The 24,903-nt window shown below is 45.5% G+C and carries 30 protein-coding genes; 18 read left to right on the top strand and 12 right to left on the bottom strand.

Annotated features, from left to right (window positions below; all coding sequences use genetic code 11):
- Positions 1-9: 9 nt before the first annotated feature.
- The gene (psb30, locus tag QUA07_RS17375; RefSeq protein ID WP_333054512.1) at positions 10-150 is read right to left on the bottom strand and encodes a photosystem II reaction center protein Ycf12/Psb30; all 141 of its coding nucleotides are present in this window, start codon (positions 148-150) and stop codon (positions 10-12) included.
- A gap of 350 nt (positions 151-500) precedes the next feature.
- On the opposite strand from psb30, the gene QUA07_RS17370 reads away from it, so the two are divergent.
- The 3 genes from QUA07_RS17370 to QUA07_RS17360 all read left to right on the top strand — a co-directional run bounded on the left by QUA07_RS17370 (position 501) and on the right by QUA07_RS17360 (position 1,919).
- Entirely contained in the window at positions 501-875 is a 375-nt protein-coding gene (locus QUA07_RS17370; RefSeq protein WP_333042368.1) for a YkgJ family cysteine cluster protein, read from the top strand.
- 201 nt (positions 876-1,076) lie between these two features.
- A complete protein-coding gene (locus QUA07_RS17365) occupies positions 1,077-1,400 on the top strand; it encodes a hypothetical protein (protein ID WP_333042370.1) in 324 nt (107 codons plus the stop codon).
- A 231-nt stretch (positions 1,401-1,631) separates the two neighbouring features.
- Positions 1,632-1,919 carry a YggT family protein gene (locus QUA07_RS17360; RefSeq protein ID WP_333042371.1) on the top strand — a complete coding sequence of 96 codons (288 nt, stop codon included), beginning with the start codon at positions 1,632-1,634 and terminating at the stop codon, positions 1,917-1,919.
- A gap of 259 nt (positions 1,920-2,178) precedes the next feature.
- On the opposite strand, the gene QUA07_RS17355 is transcribed toward QUA07_RS17360, so the two are convergent.
- From QUA07_RS17355 to QUA07_RS17340, 4 genes are all read right to left on the bottom strand, one after another.
- Positions 2,179-2,610 (bottom strand): hypothetical protein, encoded by a 432-nt coding sequence (locus QUA07_RS17355; RefSeq protein WP_333083661.1) that lies wholly within the window; start codon positions 2,608-2,610, stop codon positions 2,179-2,181.
- A 107-nt stretch (positions 2,611-2,717) separates the two neighbouring features.
- Complete coding sequence (locus tag QUA07_RS17350) at positions 2,718-3,695, bottom strand: shikimate dehydrogenase (RefSeq protein ID WP_333327174.1); 978 nt, start codon at positions 3,693-3,695, stop codon at positions 2,718-2,720.
- Positions 3,696-3,870: 175 nt separating this feature from the next.
- Positions 3,871-5,235 carry a P-loop NTPase fold protein gene (locus QUA07_RS17345; protein ID WP_333327172.1) on the bottom strand — a complete coding sequence of 455 codons (1,365 nt, stop codon included), beginning with the start codon at positions 5,233-5,235 and terminating at the stop codon, positions 3,871-3,873.
- A 913-nt stretch (positions 5,236-6,148) separates the two neighbouring features.
- Positions 6,149-8,920, bottom strand: coding sequence for a phycobilisome rod-core linker polypeptide (locus QUA07_RS17340; protein ID WP_333327170.1), 2,772 nt, complete (start codon positions 8,918-8,920; stop codon positions 6,149-6,151).
- Positions 8,921-9,387: 467 nt separating this feature from the next.
- On the opposite strand from QUA07_RS17340, the gene QUA07_RS17335 reads away from it, so the two are divergent.
- On the top strand, positions 9,388-9,543 hold the full coding sequence (locus QUA07_RS17335; RefSeq protein WP_333327168.1) for a hypothetical protein: 156 nt from the start codon (positions 9,388-9,390) through the stop codon (positions 9,541-9,543).
- 60 nt (positions 9,544-9,603) lie between these two features.
- The gene (locus QUA07_RS17330; RefSeq protein WP_333327167.1) at positions 9,604-10,788 is read left to right on the top strand and encodes a class I SAM-dependent methyltransferase; all 1,185 of its coding nucleotides are present in this window, start codon (positions 9,604-9,606) and stop codon (positions 10,786-10,788) included.
- A 206-nt stretch (positions 10,789-10,994) separates the two neighbouring features.
- Here the strand turns inward: QUA07_RS17330 and QUA07_RS17325 are convergent, their stop codons facing one another.
- Positions 10,995-11,276, bottom strand: coding sequence for a hypothetical protein (locus QUA07_RS17325; RefSeq protein WP_333327165.1), 282 nt, complete (start codon positions 11,274-11,276; stop codon positions 10,995-10,997).
- A 240-nt stretch (positions 11,277-11,516) separates the two neighbouring features.
- On the opposite strand from QUA07_RS17325, the gene QUA07_RS17320 reads away from it, so the two are divergent.
- The 3 genes from QUA07_RS17320 (at position 11,517) to QUA07_RS17310 (ending at position 12,999) form a co-directional block, all read left to right on the top strand.
- Positions 11,517-11,648 (top strand): hypothetical protein, encoded by a 132-nt coding sequence (locus tag QUA07_RS17320; RefSeq protein WP_333170347.1) that lies wholly within the window; start codon positions 11,517-11,519, stop codon positions 11,646-11,648.
- A 138-nt stretch (positions 11,649-11,786) separates the two neighbouring features.
- The gene (locus QUA07_RS17315) at positions 11,787-12,032 is read left to right on the top strand and encodes a hypothetical protein (RefSeq protein WP_333327162.1); all 246 of its coding nucleotides are present in this window, start codon (positions 11,787-11,789) and stop codon (positions 12,030-12,032) included.
- 391 nt (positions 12,033-12,423) lie between these two features.
- Positions 12,424-12,999 carry a hypothetical protein gene (locus tag QUA07_RS17310; RefSeq protein ID WP_333327160.1) on the top strand — a complete coding sequence of 192 codons (576 nt, stop codon included), beginning with the start codon at positions 12,424-12,426 and terminating at the stop codon, positions 12,997-12,999.
- Positions 13,000-13,137: 138 nt separating this feature from the next.
- Here QUA07_RS17310 and QUA07_RS17305 read toward each other — a convergent pair whose 3' ends face one another.
- Together QUA07_RS17305 and QUA07_RS17300 are read right to left on the bottom strand one after the other, a co-directional pair.
- The gene (locus QUA07_RS17305) at positions 13,138-14,562 is read right to left on the bottom strand and encodes a hypothetical protein (RefSeq protein ID WP_333327158.1); all 1,425 of its coding nucleotides are present in this window, start codon (positions 14,560-14,562) and stop codon (positions 13,138-13,140) included.
- Positions 14,563-14,631: 69 nt separating this feature from the next.
- Entirely contained in the window at positions 14,632-14,817 is a 186-nt protein-coding gene (locus QUA07_RS17300) for a hypothetical protein (protein ID WP_333327156.1), read from the bottom strand.
- Positions 14,818-14,883: 66 nt separating this feature from the next.
- Here QUA07_RS17300 and QUA07_RS17295 point away from each other — a divergent pair, with 66 nt between their 5' ends.
- Positions 14,884-15,483: a Uma2 family endonuclease gene (locus tag QUA07_RS17295; protein ID WP_333327155.1), complete on the top strand. Its 600-nt coding sequence runs from the start codon at positions 14,884-14,886 to the stop codon at positions 15,481-15,483.
- A gap of 26 nt (positions 15,484-15,509) precedes the next feature.
- Here the strand turns inward: QUA07_RS17295 and QUA07_RS17290 are convergent, their stop codons facing one another.
- The 3 genes from QUA07_RS17290 to moaA all read right to left on the bottom strand — a co-directional run bounded on the left by QUA07_RS17290 (position 15,510) and on the right by moaA (position 17,231).
- On the bottom strand, positions 15,510-15,806 hold the full coding sequence (locus QUA07_RS17290) for an XRE family transcriptional regulator (RefSeq protein WP_333327153.1): 297 nt from the start codon (positions 15,804-15,806) through the stop codon (positions 15,510-15,512).
- Positions 15,803-16,153: a type II toxin-antitoxin system RelE/ParE family toxin gene (locus QUA07_RS17285; protein WP_333327151.1), complete on the bottom strand. Its 351-nt coding sequence runs from the start codon at positions 16,151-16,153 to the stop codon at positions 15,803-15,805. The genes QUA07_RS17290 and QUA07_RS17285 overlap by 4 nt, the downstream gene beginning before the upstream one ends.
- Positions 16,154-16,241: 88 nt before the next feature.
- The gene (moaA, locus tag QUA07_RS17280) at positions 16,242-17,231 is read right to left on the bottom strand and encodes a GTP 3',8-cyclase MoaA (RefSeq protein WP_333327149.1); all 990 of its coding nucleotides are present in this window, start codon (positions 17,229-17,231) and stop codon (positions 16,242-16,244) included.
- A gap of 186 nt (positions 17,232-17,417) precedes the next feature.
- Here moaA and QUA07_RS17275 point away from each other — a divergent pair, with 186 nt between their 5' ends.
- From QUA07_RS17275 to QUA07_RS17235, 9 genes are all read left to right on the top strand, one after another.
- On the top strand, positions 17,418-17,867 hold the full coding sequence (locus QUA07_RS17275) for a nitrate reductase associated protein (protein ID WP_333327147.1): 450 nt from the start codon (positions 17,418-17,420) through the stop codon (positions 17,865-17,867).
- 329 nt (positions 17,868-18,196) lie between these two features.
- Positions 18,197-18,658, top strand: a complete 462-nt coding sequence (locus QUA07_RS17270; protein ID WP_006631103.1) for an ATP synthase subunit I — start codon at positions 18,197-18,199, stop codon at positions 18,656-18,658.
- Positions 18,659-18,713: 55 nt separating this feature from the next.
- On the top strand, positions 18,714-19,472 hold the full coding sequence (gene atpB / locus QUA07_RS17265) for a F0F1 ATP synthase subunit A (protein WP_333071398.1): 759 nt from the start codon (positions 18,714-18,716) through the stop codon (positions 19,470-19,472).
- Positions 19,473-19,600: 128 nt separating this feature from the next.
- Complete coding sequence (atpE, locus tag QUA07_RS17260; RefSeq protein WP_006631105.1) at positions 19,601-19,846, top strand: ATP synthase F0 subunit C; 246 nt, start codon at positions 19,601-19,603, stop codon at positions 19,844-19,846.
- A 97-nt stretch (positions 19,847-19,943) separates the two neighbouring features.
- On the top strand, positions 19,944-20,429 hold the full coding sequence (locus QUA07_RS17255) for a F0F1 ATP synthase subunit B' (RefSeq protein WP_006631106.1): 486 nt from the start codon (positions 19,944-19,946) through the stop codon (positions 20,427-20,429).
- Between the two features lie 87 nt (positions 20,430-20,516).
- Positions 20,517-21,044: a F0F1 ATP synthase subunit B gene (locus QUA07_RS17250; RefSeq protein WP_190740265.1), complete on the top strand. Its 528-nt coding sequence runs from the start codon at positions 20,517-20,519 to the stop codon at positions 21,042-21,044.
- A 3-nt stretch (positions 21,045-21,047) separates the two neighbouring features.
- A complete protein-coding gene (gene atpH / locus QUA07_RS17245; protein WP_333327144.1) occupies positions 21,048-21,593 on the top strand; it encodes an ATP synthase F1 subunit delta in 546 nt (181 codons plus the stop codon).
- Positions 21,594-21,711: 118 nt separating this feature from the next.
- The gene (gene atpA, locus QUA07_RS17240) at positions 21,712-23,229 is read left to right on the top strand and encodes a F0F1 ATP synthase subunit alpha (protein WP_333162173.1); all 1,518 of its coding nucleotides are present in this window, start codon (positions 21,712-21,714) and stop codon (positions 23,227-23,229) included.
- 131 nt (positions 23,230-23,360) lie between these two features.
- Positions 23,361-24,311: a F0F1 ATP synthase subunit gamma gene (locus QUA07_RS17235; protein WP_006631110.1), complete on the top strand. Its 951-nt coding sequence runs from the start codon at positions 23,361-23,363 to the stop codon at positions 24,309-24,311.
- 182 nt (positions 24,312-24,493) lie between these two features.
- Here QUA07_RS17235 and QUA07_RS17230 read toward each other — a convergent pair.
- Positions 24,494-24,903, bottom strand: a 410-nt coding sequence (locus tag QUA07_RS17230) for a transposase (protein ID WP_445305897.1), incomplete at its 5' end; no start/stop codon positions are given.

Below are 24,903 nucleotides of genomic sequence, written 5' to 3'. Positions count from 1 at the left end.
GTGCTATAATTACAGGTCGCCGCCTTTAGCAGCCAAGAGAAAAATCACGATCGGGCCAGAAAGCACGACGGCGGCGAGTAAAGCTACCTGAACAATGAGTTGGTAGTCTACACCACCCATACCACTGAAAAGATCGGTTATAAAGTCCATTTGTCCTCCTGACTGTAGTGATTAAGTCTAGATTGTTGAATTAGAAAATCCGCTTCTGATTTTACCGGGCGATCGACCATATTTTTTAAGGAACTTTACAAAATTCAACAAAATGTAAACTACGATCGACCTCCCAGTCACAGGAAACCAGAGACTTGATGCCCCTTCCCGGAAAGTGCCCCCAATCTAAAATCTAAAATCTAAAATCGAACCGCCCCTTCGGAATCTCCGTCTCCGGCGCTGGCAATTGATATACTTTAAGAGCCCCAATCTCCTAAAGTTTGGCATTTTCCACATAATGCTCCGAATCTAAAATCTAAAATCTAAAATCTAAAATCTAAAATCAAACTATGGCTACTTGGCGTTGCGTAAAGCAGTGCGGTGCTTGTTGTTACCTCGACCCAACAGAGCGCCCAGACTTAGACGAGTATTTATCTGAAGACGAATTAGCGCTCTATTTGAGCTTAGTCGGAGAGGACGGTTGGTGTATCAATTTTGACAGAGCTACGCGAGAATGCGGAATTTACGCCGATCGACCGCGCTTTTGTCGGGTAGACTCAGAGGTGTTTCAGGAAATGTACGGCGTTGAGCCGGCCCAATTGAACGATTTCGCGATCGAGTGCTGCTTGGAGCACATTGAAGATCTTTATGGCGATCGATCTTTGGAAATGATCCGCTTTAACTCTGAAGTCGGAATTCTCGCCTTACCTGACGGTGTTTCATAATTGCGGGATAATTTTGATTTTTTTGGGGGATGGGCCCCTGATCCCGAAGGCGTGTATTTTCACAGCAGGCGGGACACCCCACAACCATCCTCCTCAAATGGGGCAACGCCTACTACCTCACCACTAACAATCTCCCAGTTTCTCACCGGTAGAGTGTCAAAATAAACAAATCAAGGAAATATCGCGCAGTTGAGTTGAGCTATGAGTAATCGAGAGGGTTTTACAGGGGGATTTATTGCCGGAGCTGCCGTTGGCGGCTTGGTGGGTGCAGTTTTGGGTGCGGTGCTGTCGCGGCGCGCTGCTGAAGCTTTGCTGAATGAACCTTCAGACGCAAAAACCAGAAAAATCCGCCAGAGGAAAGCCAGCCAACTCGAAGCCGACAGCATGGAAGTAGCAAGGCTGAGTTTAGAAGATAAAATTGCCCAGCTTAATCAGGCAATAGATGACGTGCGGCTGCAACTCGGCGACGTAAACGGCAACGCGCCGGCGCCGGGCAGCGAGGGTTCGATCCCTCAAGACTCCTAACTCCTTTTTAAGATTTTAGATTAGTCGGGCAGATCAATGCGCGCTACTGACATCTTGCACCATTCTCGCTTCACAGGCCTTTCAGGCCTGTGAAGCCAAGAGTGAATTTTATTGTGGGCCGTTACTCTTCTAGCCCGCCCGTAAACAGCCTCATGCTCCCCCTCTCCCCTACCTATGCTAAACTTTAAGTTAAAGTGTCTGTAAACTTTACTCAAACTTCAACGAGAATATATGAGTTATTCCATAGGCCTTTTGGCAACCACGCTGTCCACATTTCTGCAAATCTATGTAGCCCTAATGATTTTTCGGGTGCTATTAAGCTGGTTCCCGAATATCAATTGGTACGACCCCCCGTTTTCGATTTTGAGTCAGTTAACAGATCCTTACCTGAATCTATTCCGATCGATTATCCCCCCCTTGGGAGGGATTGACTTTTCGCCACTGATTGCTTTTTTTGTACTTCAGTTCGGCTCGGAATTCTTGATCAATCTTTTGACCAGCTTGCAAACATCCTTGTAGTTTGAAAAGCTTAAGTTTTTAAGCATCGAGCGTAAATTGTTTGGCAGACGTAGCTGCAGGCAACTAAATTTTAGATTTGAGATTTTTAGATGAACTCCCCGGTTGAAAAGCTGGGGAGTTCATCGTACATGAGAAATGAGAAATTGCCAGCCACTCAACAATCTCAAATCTAAAATCTACAATCCAAAACTGCCTCGCGGTTTCACGGGCAGCCAACCCAGAATCTCAAATCAGCAATCTAAACTCTCAAAGAGTTTCGTTAGCGGCGAACCACGCCAGTAAAACCTGTAGCTTTAAATTGCTTGAGCTTCAAAGGTGTTCGTTGATTGGCGGCAACCGAAATTCTGAGCTGAAAATCGCTAACTCCGGGAGGAACTTCTTCTATAGAACCCAAGCGAGTCCGGTTTTGCATCACCGGATTGTCGTCAGCATCATAAATGCGGCCGAAAATATCGGCATTGACAACTGGTTTGCCGGTGCTATTTTCAGCTTTCCCAGTAATCAAAAAGCAGGTAGCTTCCATAGAACTGCCACTGGTGACTGTTCCTTCTCCCATTTCGGCAGGACATTCGCGATAAGAAAGGTCGGAAAGTTTAATCTGCGTCAGAGCCCAAGCAGGTGGAGTGTATACCAAACTAAAAATTCCGATTAGGCAAGTAGCAAAAAAAAGGCTGATAGCTCGAAATTTCATAAATGGCGGGGCAAGTATATTTTAATTCTCAGCTTAGCGCGAATTCAGCCTCAAATTCCTACTTATAGGAATTCTGAAAACTACAGCTACTTTTTTAAGAAATGGCATTAATCTAGACCTAAATGCTGTCGCAAGGCTTGGCGCATCACATCAACTGGGACGGATTCTTTATCCAGCCAAATTTTTAAGGCGGCTGCTCCTTGTTGAACTAGCATTTCGAGTCCGTCAATAGCTCGCGCTCCCCGAAGCTTCGCATCTTTGAGAAACTGGGTAGGGTTCGGGTTGTAAATTAAATCATAGACGATCGCACCTGCTGAAATTCGATCGAGCGCACCAGCCGCAACCGGCGACTTTTCCCGCTGCGGATACATCCCCACAGGCGTCGTGTTCACCAGCAAATCTGCCTGCGAGATTAACCTTGACAAATTATCCCAAGTATGCACCTGCAAATTATGCACGGGCATCGGAGAATTGACCCAACTCTGCTGAAATTCCGCTAAATTTTGTTCGCTGCGGCCGACAACGTGAATCTCTGCACATCCCAATTGAGCGCATCCAGCCACAACAGCTCTCGCCGCCCCGCCATTCCCCAAAATTACCGCTACTTTCTGACTCCAATCGGAACCCCCCCTAGCCCCCCCTTGGTAAGGGGGGGGACAGGATTCAAGAGCCGTATTGCCCCTTTCTAACGGAGAAATCGCGTCTTTAGCCCCCCCTTGGTAAGGGGGGGTTGGGGGGGTGTGCAGCGGCGCGAGAAAGCCTTCAACGTCAGTATTTGTGCCGCACCAACCTTTGTCAGTCAGGTATACGGTATTGACTGCGCCGATCGATCGGGCGATCGGGGAAACTTCCGACAGTAGCGGTAAGATTGCTTGTTTGTGCGGAATCGTGATGCTAAATCCGCGAACGCCGATCGCCGCAAATCCTGCAAGAGCAGCTTTTAAATCCCCTGGTTTTACCGGAAACGGCAAGTAAACAAAATCGACTCCCAAGTGGGAAATAGCAGCATTGTGCATTGCCGGCGACAGAGAATGTTCGACAGGATGGCCAATTACTCCCAGCAGTTTAGTAGTGCCTTTAATCATTTTTGTTAGTTGAGTGTTGAGAGTTGACTGTTAACGGTTTAGTTTTGTTATTTCATACCAGATCCTGCTACAGTTGGGCCCTTATTCTTTCGTCGGCTAGCAGTGAACTTCGTGGGTTCAAAAGCGATTTTCCTCGCCGAGTGACTGTAAACCGTCAACTGTTAACTGTCAACTCTCAACTCTCAACTGTTTGCCGAAACTCTTTGGCATCAGCCAAAATCGGATTGACATCAAACCAGTAATCCTCGCCGTAACGGTATTCAAACACCCAGAGACTCCGCAGCAATATTTGGTATTTAGTTTCCCCGTTCACAGTTTTGGTAGCGGATACTTGGCGCAGCAATTTCCACTCATCGGGTTCGATCGCCAAAGTAAGCTGGTGGCGGCGCTGGACGATCACATTTTCCAAAGTTTCCCGCGACAGAGGAGGGTCTTGTTTCTGCAGACAGCTATACAGCAGTTGCAGCAAATTGCGGACATGACCGCCGCTGACTCGACACAGGCGATCGAGAGTTTCCGCAGAGTCGAACACTTTGCCTACCAAAGCATAGCGCTGCGAAGGATGCACCGTTGGAAAGGCCCGCGCCAGAACCATCTGTCGCAGCAATTCCACACCCTCAGAGCACTCAGAACCGTCGCTCAACTGCACCGGCACCATCGGCAAAACCTTCGGATCTACCCCAAATCGATTGGTCAATTGGCCCAAATCGTTAGAGAAAATCAGCACCAAGGGAATTGTATACACGACGTGGCAATTTAGTCTTGCCAACTGTTCGCCGCGATCGACAAACAGGTATTCCGGCTGAAGCCGCCCCGTCGGTTTCGCGCACAGGTGTATGCGATCGAGATTGTCGATAATTACTACAAGTCCTTGTTTCCCTTGGCGTTTGAGTTCTTGATTAGCCGGCTCCAGCAACTCCTTATTCAGCGCATCTAAAATTACGTTAGTTCGCGGCTCCAAATATTGCCTCAACTCCGATCGCAGATTCGGAGCATCTTTCGCCTTAGCAGTAATTTTGCCAATTCCCAACGCCAGAGAAAATTCTCCCTCCGTGCTGGCATTTATTTCCCCAAAACCCGGAACATTAGCTTCCGCGCTCAAGTCTATTTGAGTTTGAAAAACATCAGCAATCCCTTTGAGCAAAGCTTTAAAACCCGTCGGTTGCAGCTTAATTTTCATTTTCTCGATGCTTTCGCTCACCTGACGAGCAACGCTCAACAAAATGTCAGTGATATCTACATCTGCCATGTCTAAGTCTTTACTCGACTCAAAATAAACAACATGAAATCCTTGTTGCTGCAATTGAGCTTGCAGCCGCAGCAATTCTGTTGATTTACCAGAGCCGATGTGACCGGTGAATAATTGACAGGTAGGTGCATCGGGGGACAGACGGCTGATGGTGCGCTCCAATTGTTCTACGATTGTGCCGCCCCGCACTGAAGAGAAATCGATATAGTATTGTCGGTCTTGTTGATTTGCTACTGCCAGGGTGTAGCTGGGATTGCAGGCGCTATAAAATTTCTGTAAATTTAGTTCCATACCCTGTTCCATCTTTCACAACATTATGCCCTAATACCTTATTCGTTTTGCTATGGTAATAATCAGCACAAGTGGCCCGTTTATTCTGCTGTTTTATTTTGCGGTCAATATCTTGATTTAGCTCATAAAATTTTAGATTTTAAATTTGAGATTGTAGATTTTAGATGGTAATGACTCATCACTCTCAGGGTTGAGTTCTTCCCTCCCTGGCTATTCTTTTTTTAAACTTTTATCATCATACGCACTCACCAATTATACCTAATTTTTGCCTACACAGAATGAAGGGAAATCACTAATACCCGATAACTAAGCAATCGCTCTGTCTGTGCCACAATTTTGTATATTGAATGAAATCAACGACGAAGAGTGGGCGGTAATGTTCTCGCGTCAAAGTGGGTATTTGAGTACGGTTAACCGAATATATAAAGGGCGGGAACTTGCATCCGGCCCGATGCGGTTATCAAGTCAACATAGGCTCAAATCTCAAACCTAAAATCTAATTGCTTCAGCCAATCCCGTGGCAGATTTAACACTGTTAGCTGCACCGATTCGGCAGATTGGATCTTGCCCCAAAACGGATGCTAGAATCGTACCAGTTTAATGAAACTAAGACTTCCCCACGCTTTCTTCAGAAACCAGGTTTCTTCCTATATTTCTCCTTACTAAATCTCTTATTGTAGTAGAAAATGGCTTTCTTAGCACACTCTCTCTTCCCTAACTCTGAGATTTTTGCGTCCTCTGCGGTTATTTAAAAAAGTCTTTATCCCAACTAAAATAAGACTTTTATATCCTCTTTATCTGCGGTTAAAAATCCCCCAATTATACAAAAAAAAGGCTGGCAATTACACCAGCCCTTCAATTAATTTGAGATGTTAAATTAATGTTAATTTAATATCTCAAACCTCAAATCAATCTAGCTTCTGTCAGTAGCAGCTACTGGCTCAAAGCTTGGAACCACCAACTCATCATTCTGCTTAGTGAGTAGATTGTACAGCCTTTCAGTATTCGGGAAATTCGCAGCAGGCAGAGTCGGGAAGCGACGGTAAGGAACAGTATCCTCGCCAAACGCCTCGGCATATTCAACGCTGTTCAACATCGCGTTGATAAAGCCCTTAATCCCTTTACTTGCCAAGATTTGGTTGTACGTCCGAATCTCCGCTTGATTGCGGGGAGCGCGGCCCAAGAAGTGCTTGGTTCCCAACTCAATCACCTTAGTATTCGGATAAGGTGCGTAGAACTGTTTGATGTACAGCGACGAGCAGCCCAAAGCCTCAATGAACTCCTTGAGATTGATTTCATTGTTGCCCAGTTTGCTTTCCAGCGCCGTGAATTCATTCTTCACAACATACGGGTTGATGTCGCGCTCAAAAATTTGACGGTAAGTAGCTTGAATTAAAGTTTTCAAAGCTACTTTGTCCGAAGTAGTCGTCAGCTTGAACACCTTAGTTTGTTCGCGCCGCTTGCTGACACCTTGAGCGAGGCTATTTTGTAACTCGAAATCGCCCCGATCGAGCGCAGTGCCGAGTTCGATAAACCGAGGAGTTTCGGGCGTCTTAGCTTGGACATTTTGCTCAGCGACGGAACCCGATCGCATCGTCCGCATCGACAAACCACCGGGAGTTACATAGCGCTCGTAGGGCACTGTATCTTCCCCAAAAGCTTCGTTGTACTCCGTGCTGTCCAGAATGCTATCGACCAGCGCGTAGAAACCCTTCTTGGCGCAAATGTCAAAGTAAGTGTTCATTTCCTGACGGCCGTAGGTAGGGCGTCCCAGGAGTCGGCGGTGAATGTACTCGATCGCCTTACAAACGTAGAGCTTGCTCCAGTACATATTGCGGAACACGTCCGACTTCGCCAACATCCGAATAAACTCGCGCATCGGAATCTCGCCGTTTTCCAGCTTAATTTCCGCCACCTTTTGGCGCTGGCCGTCGAACACGTCGCGACCGAACACTTGCAGGTAAGCTGCCCGAATCACAGCTTGGGTGGAACTTTCGGTATATTTGACACTGGAAGCATTGCTGTAGCTGCTGGAGACACCGCGGGCAGTTTTCTTGGAAGCAACATAGTTGCTCGGTAACTGGTCTAATTTAAAGACCTTGGGGCCCAGAGAACCAGGAGCAGCACCGCGAGCCGCCGGATTGCTCAACTGATTGTCAATCCCCGCACCTTGACGGATCAGGATACGGCGAGTGTCTTTGCCGAAGGGAGCCGGACGGCTCTTGGGGTTGCGAGTTTCTTTCGGGAAAATCGCGCCGAACTGAATTTCTAAGGGGTCATTACCAACACCGTAAACGTGCTGGTCTGGCAGAGGCTGGTTGTAGCCGGCAAACAAGGTGATGAACTGAGGAACCTTGCGGAACGGAGCGCTGAAATTGAACAAATCAATTTGCGGGCCCCAGTTGCGACACTCCTGAGCTTCTTGGCCCAAACCGCGTAGGTAAGGCACTGTTTCTTCGCCGAAGTAATCGGAATATTCCTGGGAATAGACCATCGCGTCTACAAGGGCTGGCAGGCCGCCTTTGCTGACGATCGCAAAATACTTGCTAAATTCCTCCCGCGAGCTCAAACCGCGGCCTAGGAAGTGGCGGGCGGCCAATTCTACAGCACGGCTGTTGACAAACGGCTCGTAGAATTGCTGGCGGTACAGAGGAGATTTACCAAGGCGGCGAATAAACTCTTTCATCGAGATTTCGCCATTTTTGACCTTGGATTCCAAGTCAGAAATGCTTTGGCTGTATGCGCGGCTAATGTCGCGCTCGAATACTTGGCGGTAAGCTGCTTTGATTACTTCTAGCTTTTCGGCCGAAGACAGACCGGTTTTCATGACGAATTTCGATCGCCGCTCGGCTGCGTTGAAGTAGATTTGAGGCAGTTGCAGCCCTTGCTGGTCGTTGCTTTCGCGCTGCCGCACCTTGTCTGAAGGTGTGGGAGCTTTGAATTCGGTAATAGCTACGTCGAAATACTGTCCGACGATCGCACTAGCCTCTGCATTGTTTCTGAAATATCCCAAAGATGCTGCCTTCATTTCCTGCATTGCCACAATTGTGGCCGCCGAAGAGCAAGCATTTTCGATGATTTCCCGCAATCCGCGCACGTTCACCGAAATAATGTTCGGGTCGCCAGCTACGATCGCGTAGGTGATATAGCGCAAAAACCAGCTCAAGTCGCGCAGAGATTTGGTCATGTTGCCCGGGCCGTAGCGCGAGACATTGATCGGCTGAAATCCTGCTGGGATTGGGCCGCTGTAGCCGCCACCGTTGCCAGAAAATAGATTTCCTAGCCCCAAGAATCCGCCGCCGCCACCGCCGTTGCCGCCAGCGCGGCTTTCTACGTAGGTGACATTTCCCAGCTTCATGCCTTCAGAGACATTCGCCGAGCCGCCTCGAGCCGCGCCTGCTACAGCCATCGCAGGTTCTTGTGGTCTTTCCAAAAATGCCAGCGGGGAACCGCCGGTAAAAATCCGGTTGGCTGCGCGGGATACTATCAGTTCCGAGTTTTGGGTCAGCGTCGCAGAGATATCGATCCGAAGAGCCCCGGAACTGAAATAACTTGCCAGTTCGCTGAGTTCGCCCCGCTGTAGAAAGCGGTCTTGCTGTTCTGCTTGCGAAATTGTTGCGACCGGTACAGTTTGATATAGTTGCGGACGCGCAACCGAGCTTCCACCACTTGCTTTTACAGTCATTAGACTCCTTAGCTCCCTATCCAAATAGTTGCAGCATTTAACCAGACTAACCTTGCCTTCTGATGCAGGTCAAAGTAGGTATTTTTGCTTTGTTTACTTTTTGCCTTTACCTGTCACGAGGTTCGGGCGCGCTTACTTTCTTAGATTAAAATGTTTTGGTTTCATCTTTCTGCCTGCGGGGAAATGTCCGATCCGAAGGCAGGCACGGGGTACTCCCTCCGCTGCACTCCGCCGGCATACCCGTGGAAAAAAAGACTCGGCAGGAGAGTTGCCTTTGGGCGATCGCAGCCAGTGCCTTGAATTAAAGGAAAAGAAAATCAAAAATTTTCTTCTGCCTGTTTCGGGGCTTTTGACTTTCTGCTGAAAGACGCCTCCGCTTTACCCGACAGTTCAGCGGTGGGTTATTGACAGTCCTGGTTTGTTAAAAAGCCTGTCGAGATTTATTGTATAGATTTAAGAGAGCTTATATGAGAAAAAATGATAAGTTTTATTACGCAGAAGCTGTCAGGGCTTGGCTACCAGGGGTTAGTCGATCGCCCGATCCCTCTGTTTCAGGCTTGCCCAACTATCGCGAAGCAACACTTTGGTTGCTAGTAACGCAGCAACACAAGTGCATGGCGTAGCGCTGTTACCCCGTAGCTACTGACAACCAATCCCCAAACTCACGCACAATTGCCTCACCTATGGATACTACGCCTGATATCAGTGCTGCCGTACGGCGGCTTTACGATACTTTCCCTTTCCCGCCCGATCCTTTGTCAGATGAACCGCCCCCTGGCTACAACTGGCGTTGGAGTTGGCCTGATGCTTACAATTTTTGCACCGGCCAAAAGCCGCCAAAACTTGATGTTCGGATTTTAGACGCTGGCTGCGGCACTGGTTCGAGCACTGATTATCTGATTCACCTCAATCCTGAAGCTTCGGTGACGGCGATCGACCTGAGTGAAGGTGCTTTGAAGGTAGCACAAGAACGCTGTCGCCGATCGGGAGCGCGCGAAGCTGATTTTCGCCACCTCAGCCTGTACGATGCCGCCGAGTTAGAGGGCGAGTTTGATTTGATCAACTGCGTGGGCGTGCTGCACCACTTACCCGATCCGATCCGGGGCATTCAATCGCTGGCTGCGAAGTTGGCGGCGGGGGGTTTGATGCACATTTTTGTGTATGCTGAGCTCGGACGCTGGGAAATTCAACTGATGCAAAGGGCGATCGCACTTCTCCAAGGCCCGAAAAAAGGTGACTATCCCGATGGTGTGAAAGTCGGTCGTCAAATCTTTGCTTCTTTACCAGAAAACAACCGTCTTGTCAAGTACGAAAAACAGCGTTGGGCAGGAGAAAATCAGCGAGACGAATGTTTTGCTGATATGTACGTTCACCCGCAGGAAATTGACTACAATATTGAGACTTTGTTCGAGTTAATTGACGCTTCGGGATTGGAATTTATCGGTTTCTCAAATCCGGGATATTGGCAGTTAGAAAGACTTTTGGGGAAAGCGCCGGAATTGATAGAAAGAGCTCAGGGTTTGACGGAAAGGGAGCTTTATCGATTAATTGAATTGTTGGATACGGAAATCACTCATTACGAGTTTTTCTTGGGCAAAAAGCCTGTTAATAAAATTGATTGGTCGGACGATCAGGCACTTTTGGCGGCCATTCCAGAGTTGAGTGGTTGTATGCACGGTTGGCCTAGTCAACAAGTGTTTGATTGCAATTACCAATTGGTCAATTTGTCAAGTGCTGAATTTGAGTTTTTGCAAGGTTGCAATACCAGAACTGTGGGAGATATTTTGGCGGATGTGGAGATGGGATTGGATGAAGTGCGATCGATCTTATCAAAACAGCTAATTTTGCTAACACCCGGTAAAATCTAAGGGCGGGCAAGATGCTTAACTCCTACTCCCCACAATCAAATTAGCTTTTTGTGGAACAGGCATCTTGCCTGTTCTTTGCTCGGAGTATAATTTCTGTTAAATCCCCAATTAATCAAGGCTTTACAGTTGGAGGATTAACAGCCGTAATTTGTGAATAACGAGCGAAATCAGCAATGTTAAAAGTTAGGATATGGGTGAAAGCATATTTAACCTCTGTCTCCATAAATGCTCTCTCTGCTAATAGCTTCATCTGAAAGAGTGGGGAGATTTAGGGTACGATGACTGTCAACCCATTCTTGAAATGCTATTGACCATTCTGTTGGGGTAGCTGTTTCATAAAATGGAGGTTGTTGAGGTTCAATTAGCTGTTTGAGCATCGCATCTAGTAATGGTTTAATCTGATCCGCCGTGCGGTTGGTGATTTTTCCCAAAACTTGAGTAATCGTCTGTATCTCTTCTTGGTGAGATTGCTGAAGATTGTGCAGCATAGTTATCCTTGAGTGCAATTTTTTGGGTTGACGATAACAAAATCAAGCGCACTTTTTAAATTGATTTTAATATTATAACTCTAGCGCAAAGCCTAGGAAGTAGGCGATTGCTCGTTCCCAGGCTAGAGCCTGGGAACCAGTTAATCCTGGATGCACGTACTAGGATTTTCTGTCATTGCGAACGTAGTGAAGCAATCTCAAAGCTGACGCACCTTTCCCAAATCCCAAATCCCAAATGGATTGACACAGGCCCCCCTCTGCGGCTACGCTTTGAAGTTAGAGGTTGCTTTGCTTGTAGAGGAAGTAGCCCGTGTCGCCCAAAAATCTAGTTGCACTGCCCAAAGCTGTTGCGAGCAGCAATGGACAGCATAACCGCCAAACTGATATCAGCAGTCTGGAGGCTAACGGAGTATGATAACACTCTCTGTAGCCGCCCTGCTATGTGTTGAAAAGCGGGGCGGCTGGGTTTTTGGGTTTTTCTAGAAAACCTAAAACCAGGAGAACATAATTATGTCACAGGAATTCTTGCCTGACGACAACAAATTTGCACGGCCAAATGACGGATCAGCAGCAGAATCGGAACAGGATGTGGTGTGTGTAACGGTGACAGGTTCGCAATCGGGTGTCAGGGAAACCATACTCACTTTGTACCGCCTGGGATTTGCCGAAGTGGGCGATTGGAGTCCCGTACAACGTGCAGCTAATCCGAAGCAAGTGATGAGTGTGCTGATTCGCCGTCGGAAGCGCAAAGCGTAGGTGTTTGCTCGTTCCCAGGCTAGAGCCTGGGAACACATTCCATGAGCATCTGCCTCCTGTTTTTATTTTTATTTTTATCCGCTAGCGAGGCAGAGCCTCTGGATCTCGGTTCTCAGGCTAGAGCCTGGGAACCAGTTAAGAAGACCAACAAATATCAGGCACGTTACTTTACTAAATCAGGAAAGAGTAATTTTCTGAGGTAGAGACTAAAACCTCTAAAAATGCGTGTCTGTAAAAAGGATGAACAGAAGTCTCCCGCAAGGTTCGTTCAGTCAATTTGACCGATGCTGCTTGACAGTCGTTAGCGATTGAGTTAAAACTTAAACCTGTATAAATCCAAAATGCTGATTTAAAGCAACCATTTCTACATACAAACCAAAGAGGACTAAACATGGTAATTAGAGTTGATTTCTTGATAAAACATATTTGTCTTACTGGCATGGATGCTTGGGAATCTATATGTAACCCTCGCGATTCGCAATCACTAGCTGCTTGGTATTCACAAAACGGTCTTACAAATGTACAAATTGAAAAATGTTTAGATGATTGGGCTAAAATTGCACAACTAGATATTAATCATCCTCAGAATATTAAAAAATTTATTAGTGTGGCTCAAAACCTTTCTGACAGTCGGGAAAAAGAGCTAGGTAATCGCTTTAAATACTCTACTATGTTGTTTTTGAATGATCGTCTGTACAGAGAACTGAATGAAGAAACTACAATAATTGCAGATATTTTATTCAGTGACTTTGGTAAAGCAAATTCACAAATAATACCTGGTAAAAATAAAGATTGTAGAGAGTTTGATTATAAACCGTCTGAACCTATCCCTTTAGCAATAAATATCAGCAGAAAACCAGGTATACCACCGGAAGTATTTCGTAATGTTATGGGAGTAACTGTTGGAGTTGATTCTAAAGGTAATTGTATTCATTTTGGTAAATTAACTGGTGGAGTTGCTGTTTAAAATGCGGGTAATGATAACTATGCTAACCATAGAAGTGTTAACACTCTAACCGTGCAAGCACTCCGACTATCGAAACCGTGTCTATGGTGCAATTATGCTATGTCATCCGAGTCTAGTAGGGTGTGCAATTTTATTTCTTTATAAATGACTGATTTTTAATTTTTTTATAGGTGAATTCGACATCAAATAACGTTTTTTCAGCGATTTAGACTTTCCTACTAATTCAAGTAATGATTCCTTATAAATACTATCTATATCTTCAGGATTTACGTTCACTTCTACGGTTAACCCATCGCCTATAAAGGCTCTAAAAATAAACAATAACTTAACAAAATGTGGAGGATAAATTGATATGCGAGCATCGTTATTGAAAGAGCCTTTAAAAAACCATATATTAAGCCATTTACTAAAAAACTCAGATAAATTCTCACTCAAAATATGTTCTTGGGGAGTAATAATAATACTTTTAGGTTGAGCGATAATAGTCTGACTTACAAAATACTCAGGTAAAGGCTTCCATTTAATAGTCCTATCTCTCGTTAAATAAAAAATTGCTACAATTGACATATTGTGGAGTATATTCAAATATTCACCCTCTTTATTTTCATGCCAACTAATGCTGATTTTTTCGGGAGGTCTTCTTGGTATTGGTTTGTAAACTATATGACCCCATTTGCCTTGTTCTTTAGAACGGCACAAATAATACTCTAACTCTACTTTTTCTAAAACTTCTGTTTCATAACTTCCGCCAAAAAAACTGTCGTAAGGACTACGAATTGTTACCATTTTAGGCTTAACAGTTTCTCTTTCTAAGTTAGTTTCTTCTGGTAGTAGATCCTCTGTGATATTATCGTCATTAAAACCCCTTAAAAAATTTTCCCCTTGTCGATATTCATTTTCTAAATTAATATGACTTATTAATTCAAGAACGTGAGAAAAAGCTTCATCTAAATCATTTTTAATGAAAATCTCTTTATTAAAAATAAATACATAGTAAAGGATTTTTTTTAAGATATGTTCATTAGCAGGAAGGCACAAATAACGAACTATATTTGAAAAAAACATACACTGACTTTCAGATGATTTATTATGATAAAAAGTCAATGCCAATTTTTTAATTTTTTCTCTATTTTTGTAAAATCTACTTAGCCATAAGTTAATATCTATATTATATTCACTTACCAAGTGTTCACCTCTTTTTATATGATATTCAAGCTCTGGATAAGTTATACTTTCAGAATAAGTTATCCCTTCGTTAATGATATCTTGAATTTTCTTATGAAACTTTTCTAAACTTTGCTTTTTACCCTCTGAATCAGTATATGCTGAAGAGGTGTTAATCTCTGTTCTCTCAGGACAAGGATTTTTACCACTATCTTTATAATGTGAGAAATGTGGTGATTTTATTATGCCGGACTTATTTAAATCACTTCCCTTCTTGAAAAATACACTTTCTTTACACACGCAACAAGTTAAATATAAATTATCGTATGATTGATAATTTATTACTTCGTTATTGGCTGTAAATATTTGATTTAAGGACATCGAAAAAGCATTTTTCATAAAACAGTTATTCCTTATTGATTTATAAAGTTTTTATATCCTCAACGTCAAGTCACTATAATAACACATCTATAATGGTGCGATTGTGGCAGCCGTAGCAGTGCCAGACGTGCAATCACCCCAAAACCCCACAACCGCGCGTCTATGCTGCATTTTTGGAGTCGTGCCAGACGTGCCAGCCGTCCGTGATGTCGAGCCGATCGCCCCGTGTCGATCGGACAGTGCTACCCAGCTTGTTAATTCAATGAAAATCACTGCGACCGCCGCTTCCCTCGGATGTGTAAGTATTTTAATAACAATAGCAATCCTGGAAGGTAAAAGATGACACAAGCCCACAAACAGAAACTTACCTTTGAAGAGTACCTCACCTATGAGGACGACACCGACAACCGCTACGAATTAATTGATGGAGAGTTAGTAAGATTGCCACCAGAATCGGGCCCCAACAATTTCATTGCTAACTATCTACTATTCACTCTGGCTAGTAGCGGGTTCATCCCACTGAGGCTGATCAGAACACATATCTGCGAAATCCAAGTTCCGATCGTGCGGGAGGGCGACGCAGCTAACCGCTACCCAGATTTGGTGGTTTTGCGCCCCGAACACATCTTGCTGACAGCAACCAGGCTAACCATCACCCAAACTATGCCACCTCCTCAGTTGGTTGTCGAGGTTGTTAGTCCAGGTAGAGTTGGGCGCGATCGCGATTACATTAGCAAACGAGCCCAATATGCAGCGCGGGGTATCCCTGAGTATTGGATTGTTGACCCTCAAGAGCAAATTGTAGCCGTACTTCAACTAGAATCGGGTGAGTATGTCGAAGTTGGGATGTTTCAAGGGGAACAAACACTTGTTTCTCCAACATTTCCGCAGTTGAATTTAACGGCTGGACAAGTTTTGGGAGGAGAGTTTCAGTTGTAGAATGCGCCAAATTGCATAATTTTCACCTAAGCTACCTTGGGGCAAATTTCGACTTTGACAGTCATACCTACTTTATTGAGCATTGCAATCAGACTGTCAACGGAAAACTGCCCTATTTTACCTTGAGTTAGAGCTTTGATTCGATCGTTGGACTGTTGGAGATATTGAGCCGTTTGATCGAGAGTCCAACCGCGCTCTTTAATCTGATGAGTCAGGGCGAGAATTAGTTGCGATCGGATTAGTAAGTTATCAGCTTCTTCAGATGAGAATCCGAGGTCTAGAAAGATATTATCGACTGCTTGGGTAATAGTATTTTCGCTCATTGTTCCGGTTCTCTTGAGTTTAAACGATTTTGTAACAACTCTTGGTAGCGTTTCTGCCCAACTTCGATATTTTTCTTGGCTGTTTTCTGAGTTTTCTTTTGGAAGGCAGGGAGCACATAAATAGCTTCTTCAAATCTAGCAATATAGAAAACCCGATAGGCATTTTCTGTCCGAATCCGAATTTCTTCAACGCCTTTACCTACGATCGACATCGGTTTAAAGTCTGGTGGTTGTATGCCCTGCTGGAGAGTCCAAAGTGAAAAACCGGCTTCTTTTCGCGCATCTTCAGGAAGAGATTGGATTTCTTCGCGGGCAGGGCCAACCCACCGAATCGGCTTGAGGGTCATCGAGTTTGTTGAGAATCGAATACTGTGACAATTATACTCAAGTATTGCCTTAAGTATTTTATTTCTTCAGCGCTCTATGTCGGTTAGTTCAGCCGCCGATTTGAGACATTGTGCGGCTGTAATTTCCCTGAGTAGTTCCCGAATCTCGCTGCTTGAAATTAATCTCCGGTTTAATCTCCAATATCTGCCGCACTCGATCGCGCAATTCGCGGATAGGAGTCCCACCACGGAGAGCAGTTTTTAAGTCAATTTGACCAGTTTCGTTCAGCAGACAAGGCCGCAGCCACCCGTCAGCAGACAAACGCATCCGGTTGCAGCGATCGCAAAAACACTCGGACATTTGGCTAATAAATCCTAAAGTACCCTTCGCCCCCGGAATTTGAAACACATCCGCCGGCCCGTTACCGCGCACTCCCGACTCGGCTAACCCGTATTTGTCGCTAATTTGTTGCCGCAATTCGGCTGATGCTACCCAACCTTTATCGCCAAATAAATCCCCATTGCCGATCGGCATAAACTCAATAAATCGAACGTGCCAATTCCGGTTAATTGTTAACGCCGCTAAACCCAATATTTCCCCGTCATTCACACCGGGAATTACTACAACATTCAGTTTCAGCGGGTCGAATCCAGCTTGATAAGCCGCTTGAATTCCCTCCCAAACCTGCGTCCATCGCGATCGTCCCCGACTACCAATTATCTTATCAAAAGTCTCCGGTTCCAAGGAATCCAAACTAATATTAATCCGGCGCAAACCAGCATTGTAGAGATTTTCCGCCATTCCCGCCAGCAAAAAACCATTAGTTGTCATTGACAAATCTCGCGTTTCGGGCATTGAGGCGATCGACCTTACCAATTCCACCACCCCAGGCCGCAGTAGCGGTTCCCCTCCAGTCAAGCGAAACTTGGTAAATCCCACGGGTATAAAAACTTCCCGCAGCAGAGTTAGCAATTCCGAGTGAGTTAACAACTGCTGCTGCAATACATAGTCCAACTCGCTACCTTCCGGCATACAGTAGAGACAGCGGAAGTTGCAGCGGTCTATCAAGCTAATCCGAAGGTAGTCTACGGTATCCATGTCAATAGTTTGTAATATTATTTAATTATAAATGCTGACTCGATTTTCTGCAATTATTGATAGAGAGCAATAAACCTGCATCAATTTCTTTTCACCTTCCCCCACCTCTCTTACTCTGCGCCCTCTGCGCCCTCTGCGGTTAATAAAAAAAATCTCATTCACAACTAAAATAAACTTGCTAAATATATGTTTTTTGAATTTGAAGCTGATTTTGTGGAAGCTTTGCGCTGCATTCCGATGCAAGTACGTCTCAAATTAGATACTTGCGGCATTAAATTGAAGTTGCAGGATTGGAATCATTTCAACCAAGCAGAACGTCAAATCCTTGTAGAGAAGCCTTGCTTGACAAAAGCAGAAATTATTGATTACCGAGAAAAGCTAAACCAAGTATTAATTCAACAGACAGGCAAACCGGGAACTGATTTGGCGGTTGATGAAAATCCCCCGTGGATGGATGCTGCAACTGTACCGGAGTCTGTTTCTGCAAAAGCGCAAGAGCTCGGCGTGACAATTTCTTTGGGACAGTGGGCGAGTTTGCAGCCACTACAGCGATTTGCTTTGATTAAGCTTAGTCGATCGAGCCACGAGAATAAAAATTTCATTCCGGCGCTTCAAGAGTTTAAGGTTATTGAATGAGATCGAATTTGAATTAACTCTTGTAGCGCGCAGAGGCAGACAACAGAGAGTTACCTCATCGATTCGGGCGATCGTCCTCTGTATTAACTCACTAAGTGAGGTTTACTTAGTGAGAAGCACGAGAACAATGTGTAAGAAAGTGGGGTCTGGCGGTAGGAGAGGTAGGGTGAGGTCGATCGGACATTGAACGGCTTGAGGTTTCCGAAGCGCCAGACACCAAATTCCGAAAATATGATTAATTTTATTTTAAGTATTGTTACCGCAGCGTGGTATGATTTTTCTGAGTTTGCAAAGCACTCGCCTGCTACCTGCATTAGTTTCTGAGCTTCGTGAACACGCAAAACACACCCACCGAACCCGCAGCAGCAAACGAGGATATTCCTCAAGCTGGCACAGTCTCGACAGTTTCGACAGCCTCGTCCGAGACTAGCAATCCCATGCAAGACTTTTATCGCCTCCAACAAGAGTTGTTGGCGTACACCCTTGCTTTTACGGCGATTATTTTTATCTCCGTTTGGATTTTTTACTCCCTCAATATTGCCCTGAATTATTTGCTTGGGGCGAGCACAGGTGTGGTTTACTTAAAGATGTTGGCTAGAGACGTTGAACGAATCGGCAGCCAAAATCAGCGCATCAGCAAGACAAGGCTGGGTGTGTTTTTAGCGGTGATGATAGTAGGAACACAGTGGAATCAGCTACAGATTTTACCGATATTTTTGGGATTTCTGACTTACAAAGCTGCGCTGTTGGTTTACGTGATCCGAAGTGCATTAGCACTAGACTACAGGTAGGTCAGGCAAGAAGAGCAAAACTCAACTCATCGATTTGTATGGGGAAGCCCGTTGAATGGCAATGCTTGACGTTCTAAACACCTTTAATCGTTTCCCCCTCGCCGAATTGGAAGTTGGCCAGCAGTTGTACTGGCAACTCGGCAATCTGAAAGTGCACGGGCAGGTTTTTCTAACCTCGTGGTTTGTAATTGCTGTTTTAGTCGTAGTTTCGATTTTAGGAACCCGCAAAATCCAGCGAATTCCCAGCGGAATGCAAAATTTTATGGAGTATGCGCTGGAATTTATTCGGGACTTGGCTAAAAACCAAATTGGGGAAAAAGAATATCGCCCTTGGGTACCGTTTATTGGTACATTATTTCTGTTCATCTTTGTGTCAAACTGGTCTGGCGCTCTAATTCCTTGGAAGCTGATTAAGCTGCCATCAGGGGAATTGGGAGCTCCTACCGCTGACATCAACACGACGGTAGCATTTGCACTGCTGACTTCTCTAGCATATTTTTATGCAGGTCTCAGCAAAAGCGGCTTGGGGTATTTCGCCCACTATGTTGAACCGGTGCCTTTCATGTTGCCGTTCAAAATCATAGAAGATTTCACTAAGCCTCTGTCCCTAAGTTTCCGTTTGTTTGGCAACATTCTTGCGGACGAATTGGTAGTCGGAGTGCTAGTGTTGCTAGTGCCTTTATTTGTTCCTCTGCCAGTGATGGTTCTGGGACTATTTACGAGTGCAATTCAAGCTTTGATTTTTGCTACCTTAGCCGCCGCCTACATTGGTGAAGCTCTAGAAGGCGGTCACGGCGAAGAACACCACGATTAACTAACGATAAACGGCGAAGCATGAGGGAGGAAAAAAATAATTTCTGAACTTAAACTTTCTACCGTAAAATCGGACAATTCTCTAGACTTTCTGTTCTCAATTTTGTACTTTAGATAAGGAAAATCATCATGAACCCAACAGTTGCTGCCGCTTCCGTAATTGCCGCCGCTTTGGCAGTAGGTTTAGCTGCAATCGGCCCTGGCATCGGTCAAGGTAATGCAGCAGGTCAGGCTGTAGAAGGGATTGCCCGTCAGCCGGAAGCAGAAGGTAAAATTCGCGGCACCTTGCTGTTGAGTTTGGCGTTCATGGAAGCGCTCACAATTTACGGTTTGGTCGTAGCCCTAGTGCTGCTGTTTGCCAACCCCTTCGCATAATAATTGAAAATTTTAGATTTGAGGTTTTGGCGATTCTAATCCAAAATCTCAAATCTAAAATCGATTAAGCGAATTAGATGGAAGCCGTCAAAAAATCATGATGCACTGGACAGTATTACTAGCAGTTGAAGAAGCGGCTAAGGAAGGGGGACTGTTTGATATAGATGCTACGCTGCCTCTGATGGCGGTGCAGTTTTTAATTCTAGTCGCAGTCTTGAATGTAATTTTTTACAAGCCGCTCAGCAAGTCAATTGACGATCGCGCCGATTACATTCGCAACACTCAAGTCTCCGCCCAAGAACGCTTGGCAAAAGCTCAGCAACTAGCGCAGCAGTACGAGCAAAAACTGGGAGAAACTCGCAAACAGTCTCAATCAGTAATTGCGGCTGCTCAAGCTGATGCCCAAAAAATTGGGGCAGCAAAAGTAGCTGAGGCTCAACAAGAAGCTCAAGTCGCGCGAGAAAAGGCTGGGCAAGAAATAGAGCAGCAAAAGCAAGAAGCAATGCGCTCACTAGAACAACAAGTAGACGCGCTCAGCGGCCAAATTCTCGAAAAGCTATTAGGGCAGTCGCTGGCCAAATAGCGAGACAGAAGAGTTTTAGATTTTTGATGGAATCTCAAATCTAAAATCGCTTCACCCAATCTGCACGCGCAATTATGGAAGAGTATCATGGGGACTGTTTTATTGCTAGCCACAGAAGCTAGCGGCGAAGGTGGTTTCGGTTTAAATTTCGATATTTTAGAAACCAACCTGATTAACCTGGTCATTATTATTGCAGTGCTGTTTTATTTCGGGCGCGGATTTGTAGGTAAAATCCTGACAGAGAGGCGTTCGGCCATCCAAGAGGCGATTCAAGAAGCAGAAAAACGCCAAAAAGATGCAGCAGCAGCTCTAGCAGAGCAACAGCAAAAATTGACTCAAGCGCAAGCAGAAGCGGAACGAATTCGTGCCGCGGCTGAAGAAACTGCCAAGAAAGCAAAAGAAGCAATTCTAGCTCAGGCAGCGCAAGACGTTGAAAGAATGAGAGCAACAGCAGGTCAAGAGTTGGAAGCGGAGCGGGAAAGAGCGATCGCCCAACTGCGATCGGCGGTTGTATCTCTGGCATTAGCAAAGGTGGAAAGCCAGCTAAAAACTAGCTTGGACGACAGCGCTCAACACCAATTAATCGATCGCAGCATTGCGTTACTGGGAGGCTAAAACGTGAGTACAGTCAGCACAGAAGTCTTACAGCCTTACGCATCTGCCTTGATGTCACTGGCTCAGTCCAACAATCTCTCAGACAAGTTTGGCGAAGATATTCGTTCCTTGCTGAGCCTGCTAGAAGGTTCGGAAGACTTGCGTCAATTTTTAGCCAATCCGCTGATAAAACCGGATGCTAAAAAAGCCGTGATTCAGCAAATAGCGGGTGAAGAAATGAACCCCTTGATGCACAGCTTTCTGAAGCTATTAGTAGACAAAGGAAGAATTCTTTTTTTAGAAGGAATTGGCAAACAATACTTGGCAAGGCTCCGAGAACTCAACCAAACAGTATTGGCTGAAGTTACATCGGCAGTCCCGCTTTCAGACGCTCAACAGCAGACTGTTCGCGAGAAAGTGCAGGCGATGACCAGCGCTAGAAGCGTAGAAATTGAAACCAAAATAGACGCAGATTTAATCGGCGGTGTGGTAATCAAAGTAGGCTCTCAAGTAATTGATGCCAGCCTGCGGGGACAATTGCGCCGTCTGGGAATTCGCTTGAATTCCTGATAGTTAATAGCTGATGACTATTAGCTAATTTAATTAGCAGTTAACGGTTGGTAGTTTTGAACAACTGATAACTGACCACTGACAACTGACAACAAACAACTGACAACAAACAACTGACATGGCAGCAATCAGACCTGACGAAATTAGCAGCATTATTCGCCAGCAAATTGAGCAGTACGACCAAGACGTAAAAGTCTCTAACGTCGGTACTGTTCTGCAAGTAGGCGACGGCATTGCTCGGATTTATGGCTTGGATAAAGCCATGTCTGGGGAATTGCTAGAATTTGCCGACGGCACCGTGGGCATTGCACTGAACCTCGAACAAGATAACGTGGGTGCAGTGTTGATGGGCCAAGGCCTCGGCATTCAAGAAGGTTCGGCAGTTACTGCTACTGGCAGAATTGCGGAAGTCCCCGTGGGTGAAGCAATGTTGGGACGGGTAGTTGATGCTTTGGCCCGTCCGATTGACGGCAAAGGAGAAATTAAAACTACTGAATCTCGCTTGATTGAATCTCCGGCACCGGGGATTGTTTCTCGCCGTTCTGTTTACGAACCCATGCAAACAGGAATTACCGCTATTGATGCGATGATTCCGGTGGGAAGAGGACAGCGGGAACTGATTATCGGTGACAGACAAACCGGTAAAACTGCGATCGCGATCGACACGATTATTAACCAAAAATCGGAAAACGTGATCTGCGTTTACGTGGCGATCGGTCAAAAAGCTTCTACAGTAGCTAACATCGTCAACGTCCTGCAAGAAAAGGGCGCGATGGACTACACGATCGTAGTAGCAGCCAACGCTAGCGACCCCGCAACACTGCAATACTTGGCTCCCTACACAGGTGCTAGCTTAGCCGAGTATTTCATGTACAAAGGCAAGCACACTTTGGTCATTTACGATGACCTTTCCAAACAAGCACAAGCTTACCGCCAAATGTCTCTGTTGCTGCGCCGTCCTCCCGGTCGCGAAGCTTATCCAGGAGACGTGTTTTACCTGCACTCTCGCTTGCTAGAACGCGCTGCTAAATTGAGCGACGACTTGGGCGAAGGCAGCATGACTGCTTTGCCAATTATCGAAACCCAAGCTGGTGACGTTTCTGCTTACATTCCGACGAACGTAATTTCGATTACCGACGGTCAAATCTTCCTTTCTTCTGACTTGTTTAACGCTGGTTTGCGTCCGGCAGTAAACCCCGGTATTTCCGTATCGCGGGTAGGTTCGGCAGCTCAAACTAAGGCGATGAAAAAAGTAGCCGGTAAGGTGAAATTGGAATTGGCACAGTTTGAAGAACTGGCAGCATTTTCTCAGTTTGCTTCTGACTTGGATAAAGCTACTCAGAATCAATTGTCGCGCGGTCAGCGCTTGCGGGAACTGTTGAAACAGCCGCAAAGTTCGCCTCTGCCGATGAACGAACAAGTGGCTGTAATCTATGCCGGTATTAACGGCTATATGGATGACATTCCTGTGGAAAAAGTCACCAAGTTTACTGTTGGTTTGCGCGACTATTTGCGGACTAGCAAGCCGAAGTACGGCGAAATTGTTCAAGGCGGAAAGGCCTTGACTGATGAAGCTGAAAAGCTGCTGAAAGAAGGCATCACTGAATACAAGCAAAGTTTTCTAGTTTCTGCGTAGTAGACAAGTAGGAATTTTGAACCGCAGATGAACGCGGATTAACGTAGATAATCTGAAGTTAATCTGCGTTACTCTGCGTTAATCTGCGGTTTTAATTAAGAAGATGCGGGCAAGGATGTAAGGAGAAAGTTATGGCAAATCTGAAAACTATTCGCGATCGCATTAAGTCGGTCAAGAACACTAAAAAGATTACAGAAGCAATGCGCTTGGTGGCCGCTGCAAAGGTGCGCCGCGCTCAAGAACAGGTGACTGCTACTCGGCCTTTTGCCGATCGACTGGCAGAGGTATTGTATGGTTTGGCGGAACGCTTGCAGTTTGAAAACCTGGATTTGCCGCTGCTGAAAAAACGCGAAGTGCGATCGGTGGGACTGTTGGTAGTTTCGGGCGATCGGGGTTTGTGCGGCGGCTACAACAGCAACATCATCAGATACGCCGAAAATCGCGCTAAGGAAATCAAAGCTGAAGGCTTAGACTACAAATACGTGTTGGTAGGACGCAAAGCTACTCAGTATTTCCAGCGCCGCGAACAGCCGATCGATGCTACTTACGCTAACTTAGAACAAATTCCCACAGCACCGGAAGCGGCACAAATTGCTGACGAATTGCTTTCTTTGTTCCTGTCGGGAACTGTGGACAGAGTTGAGCTAATTTACACCAAGTTTGTGTCGCTAATTAGTTCGCGTCCGGTAATTCAAACCTTGCTGCCCCTCGACCCCCAAGGTTTGGAAACTCCCGATGATGAAATCTTCCGCTTGACATCGCAAGGCGGACAGTTTCAAGTATCGCGCGAGAAGGTTGCTTCACCTACGAAGAGTTTGCCCAGGGACATGATTTTCGAGCAAGATCCGGCGCAAATTCTGGAGGCTCTTTTGCCCTTGTATTTGAACAACCAATTGCTGCGGGCTTTGCAAGAGTCTGCTGCTAGCGAGTTGGCGGCGCGGATGACTGCGATGAACAATGCTAGTGAGAATGCTAGCGATTTGATTGGTAGTTTGACGCTGACTTATAACAAGGCGCGGCAAGCAGCAATTACTCAGGAAATCCTGGAAGTTTGCGGCGGTGCTGAGGCTTTGAATGGTTAGGTTAGGGTTGACAATTTGTTGATTTTAGGGTAGGCGTCTGAGGGAACTCAGGCGCTTTTTTTTATTTATAAAGTTGTTACAATTGACCACAATGTACTAACAAAGCCAAACTCAAGATTTTTTGCAGAAACCGGGTTTATGAGCGTAAATCATACCTAAATGACTTACAGCAGATTCCAGGTTTATGAAGTACAGTAACAGCAGCTTGTAAACCAGTTTTTAAAGTGCTTAGGATTGACCAAATCAAGGGCAGTAGCCAGCAAAATATCAACCATCTTGGTGGTGCTTGGTGAGAACTGACGTAAAAAAGCTTTCAGTTGGGACCACCATAATTCTATAGGATTGAAATCGGGAGAATAGGGTGATAAGTTCAGTAAACTAGCACCAGCGGCTTGTATCAATGGTTCAATAGTGCCCAACTTGTGAGCAGGTAGATTATCCATAACAACTACTGCACCCTCCCATAAGTTGGGCACTAAAAAATGTTCAATAAAGACTTCAAAAGCTCTGCCATCCATTGACCCGTTGAGCGTCATTAATCCTACTACTTTTTTTAAGCTAATTGCTCCGATAACTGTGACTTTTGCGCCCC

Source organism: Microcoleus sp. T3_A4 (assembly GCF_036700465.1).
Classification (GTDB): Bacteria; Cyanobacteriota; Cyanobacteriia; order Cyanobacteriales; family Microcoleaceae; genus Microcoleus.
The sequence above is the reverse complement of the archived record's forward strand: the minus strand, read 5'-3'. Positions and strand labels throughout refer to the sequence as shown.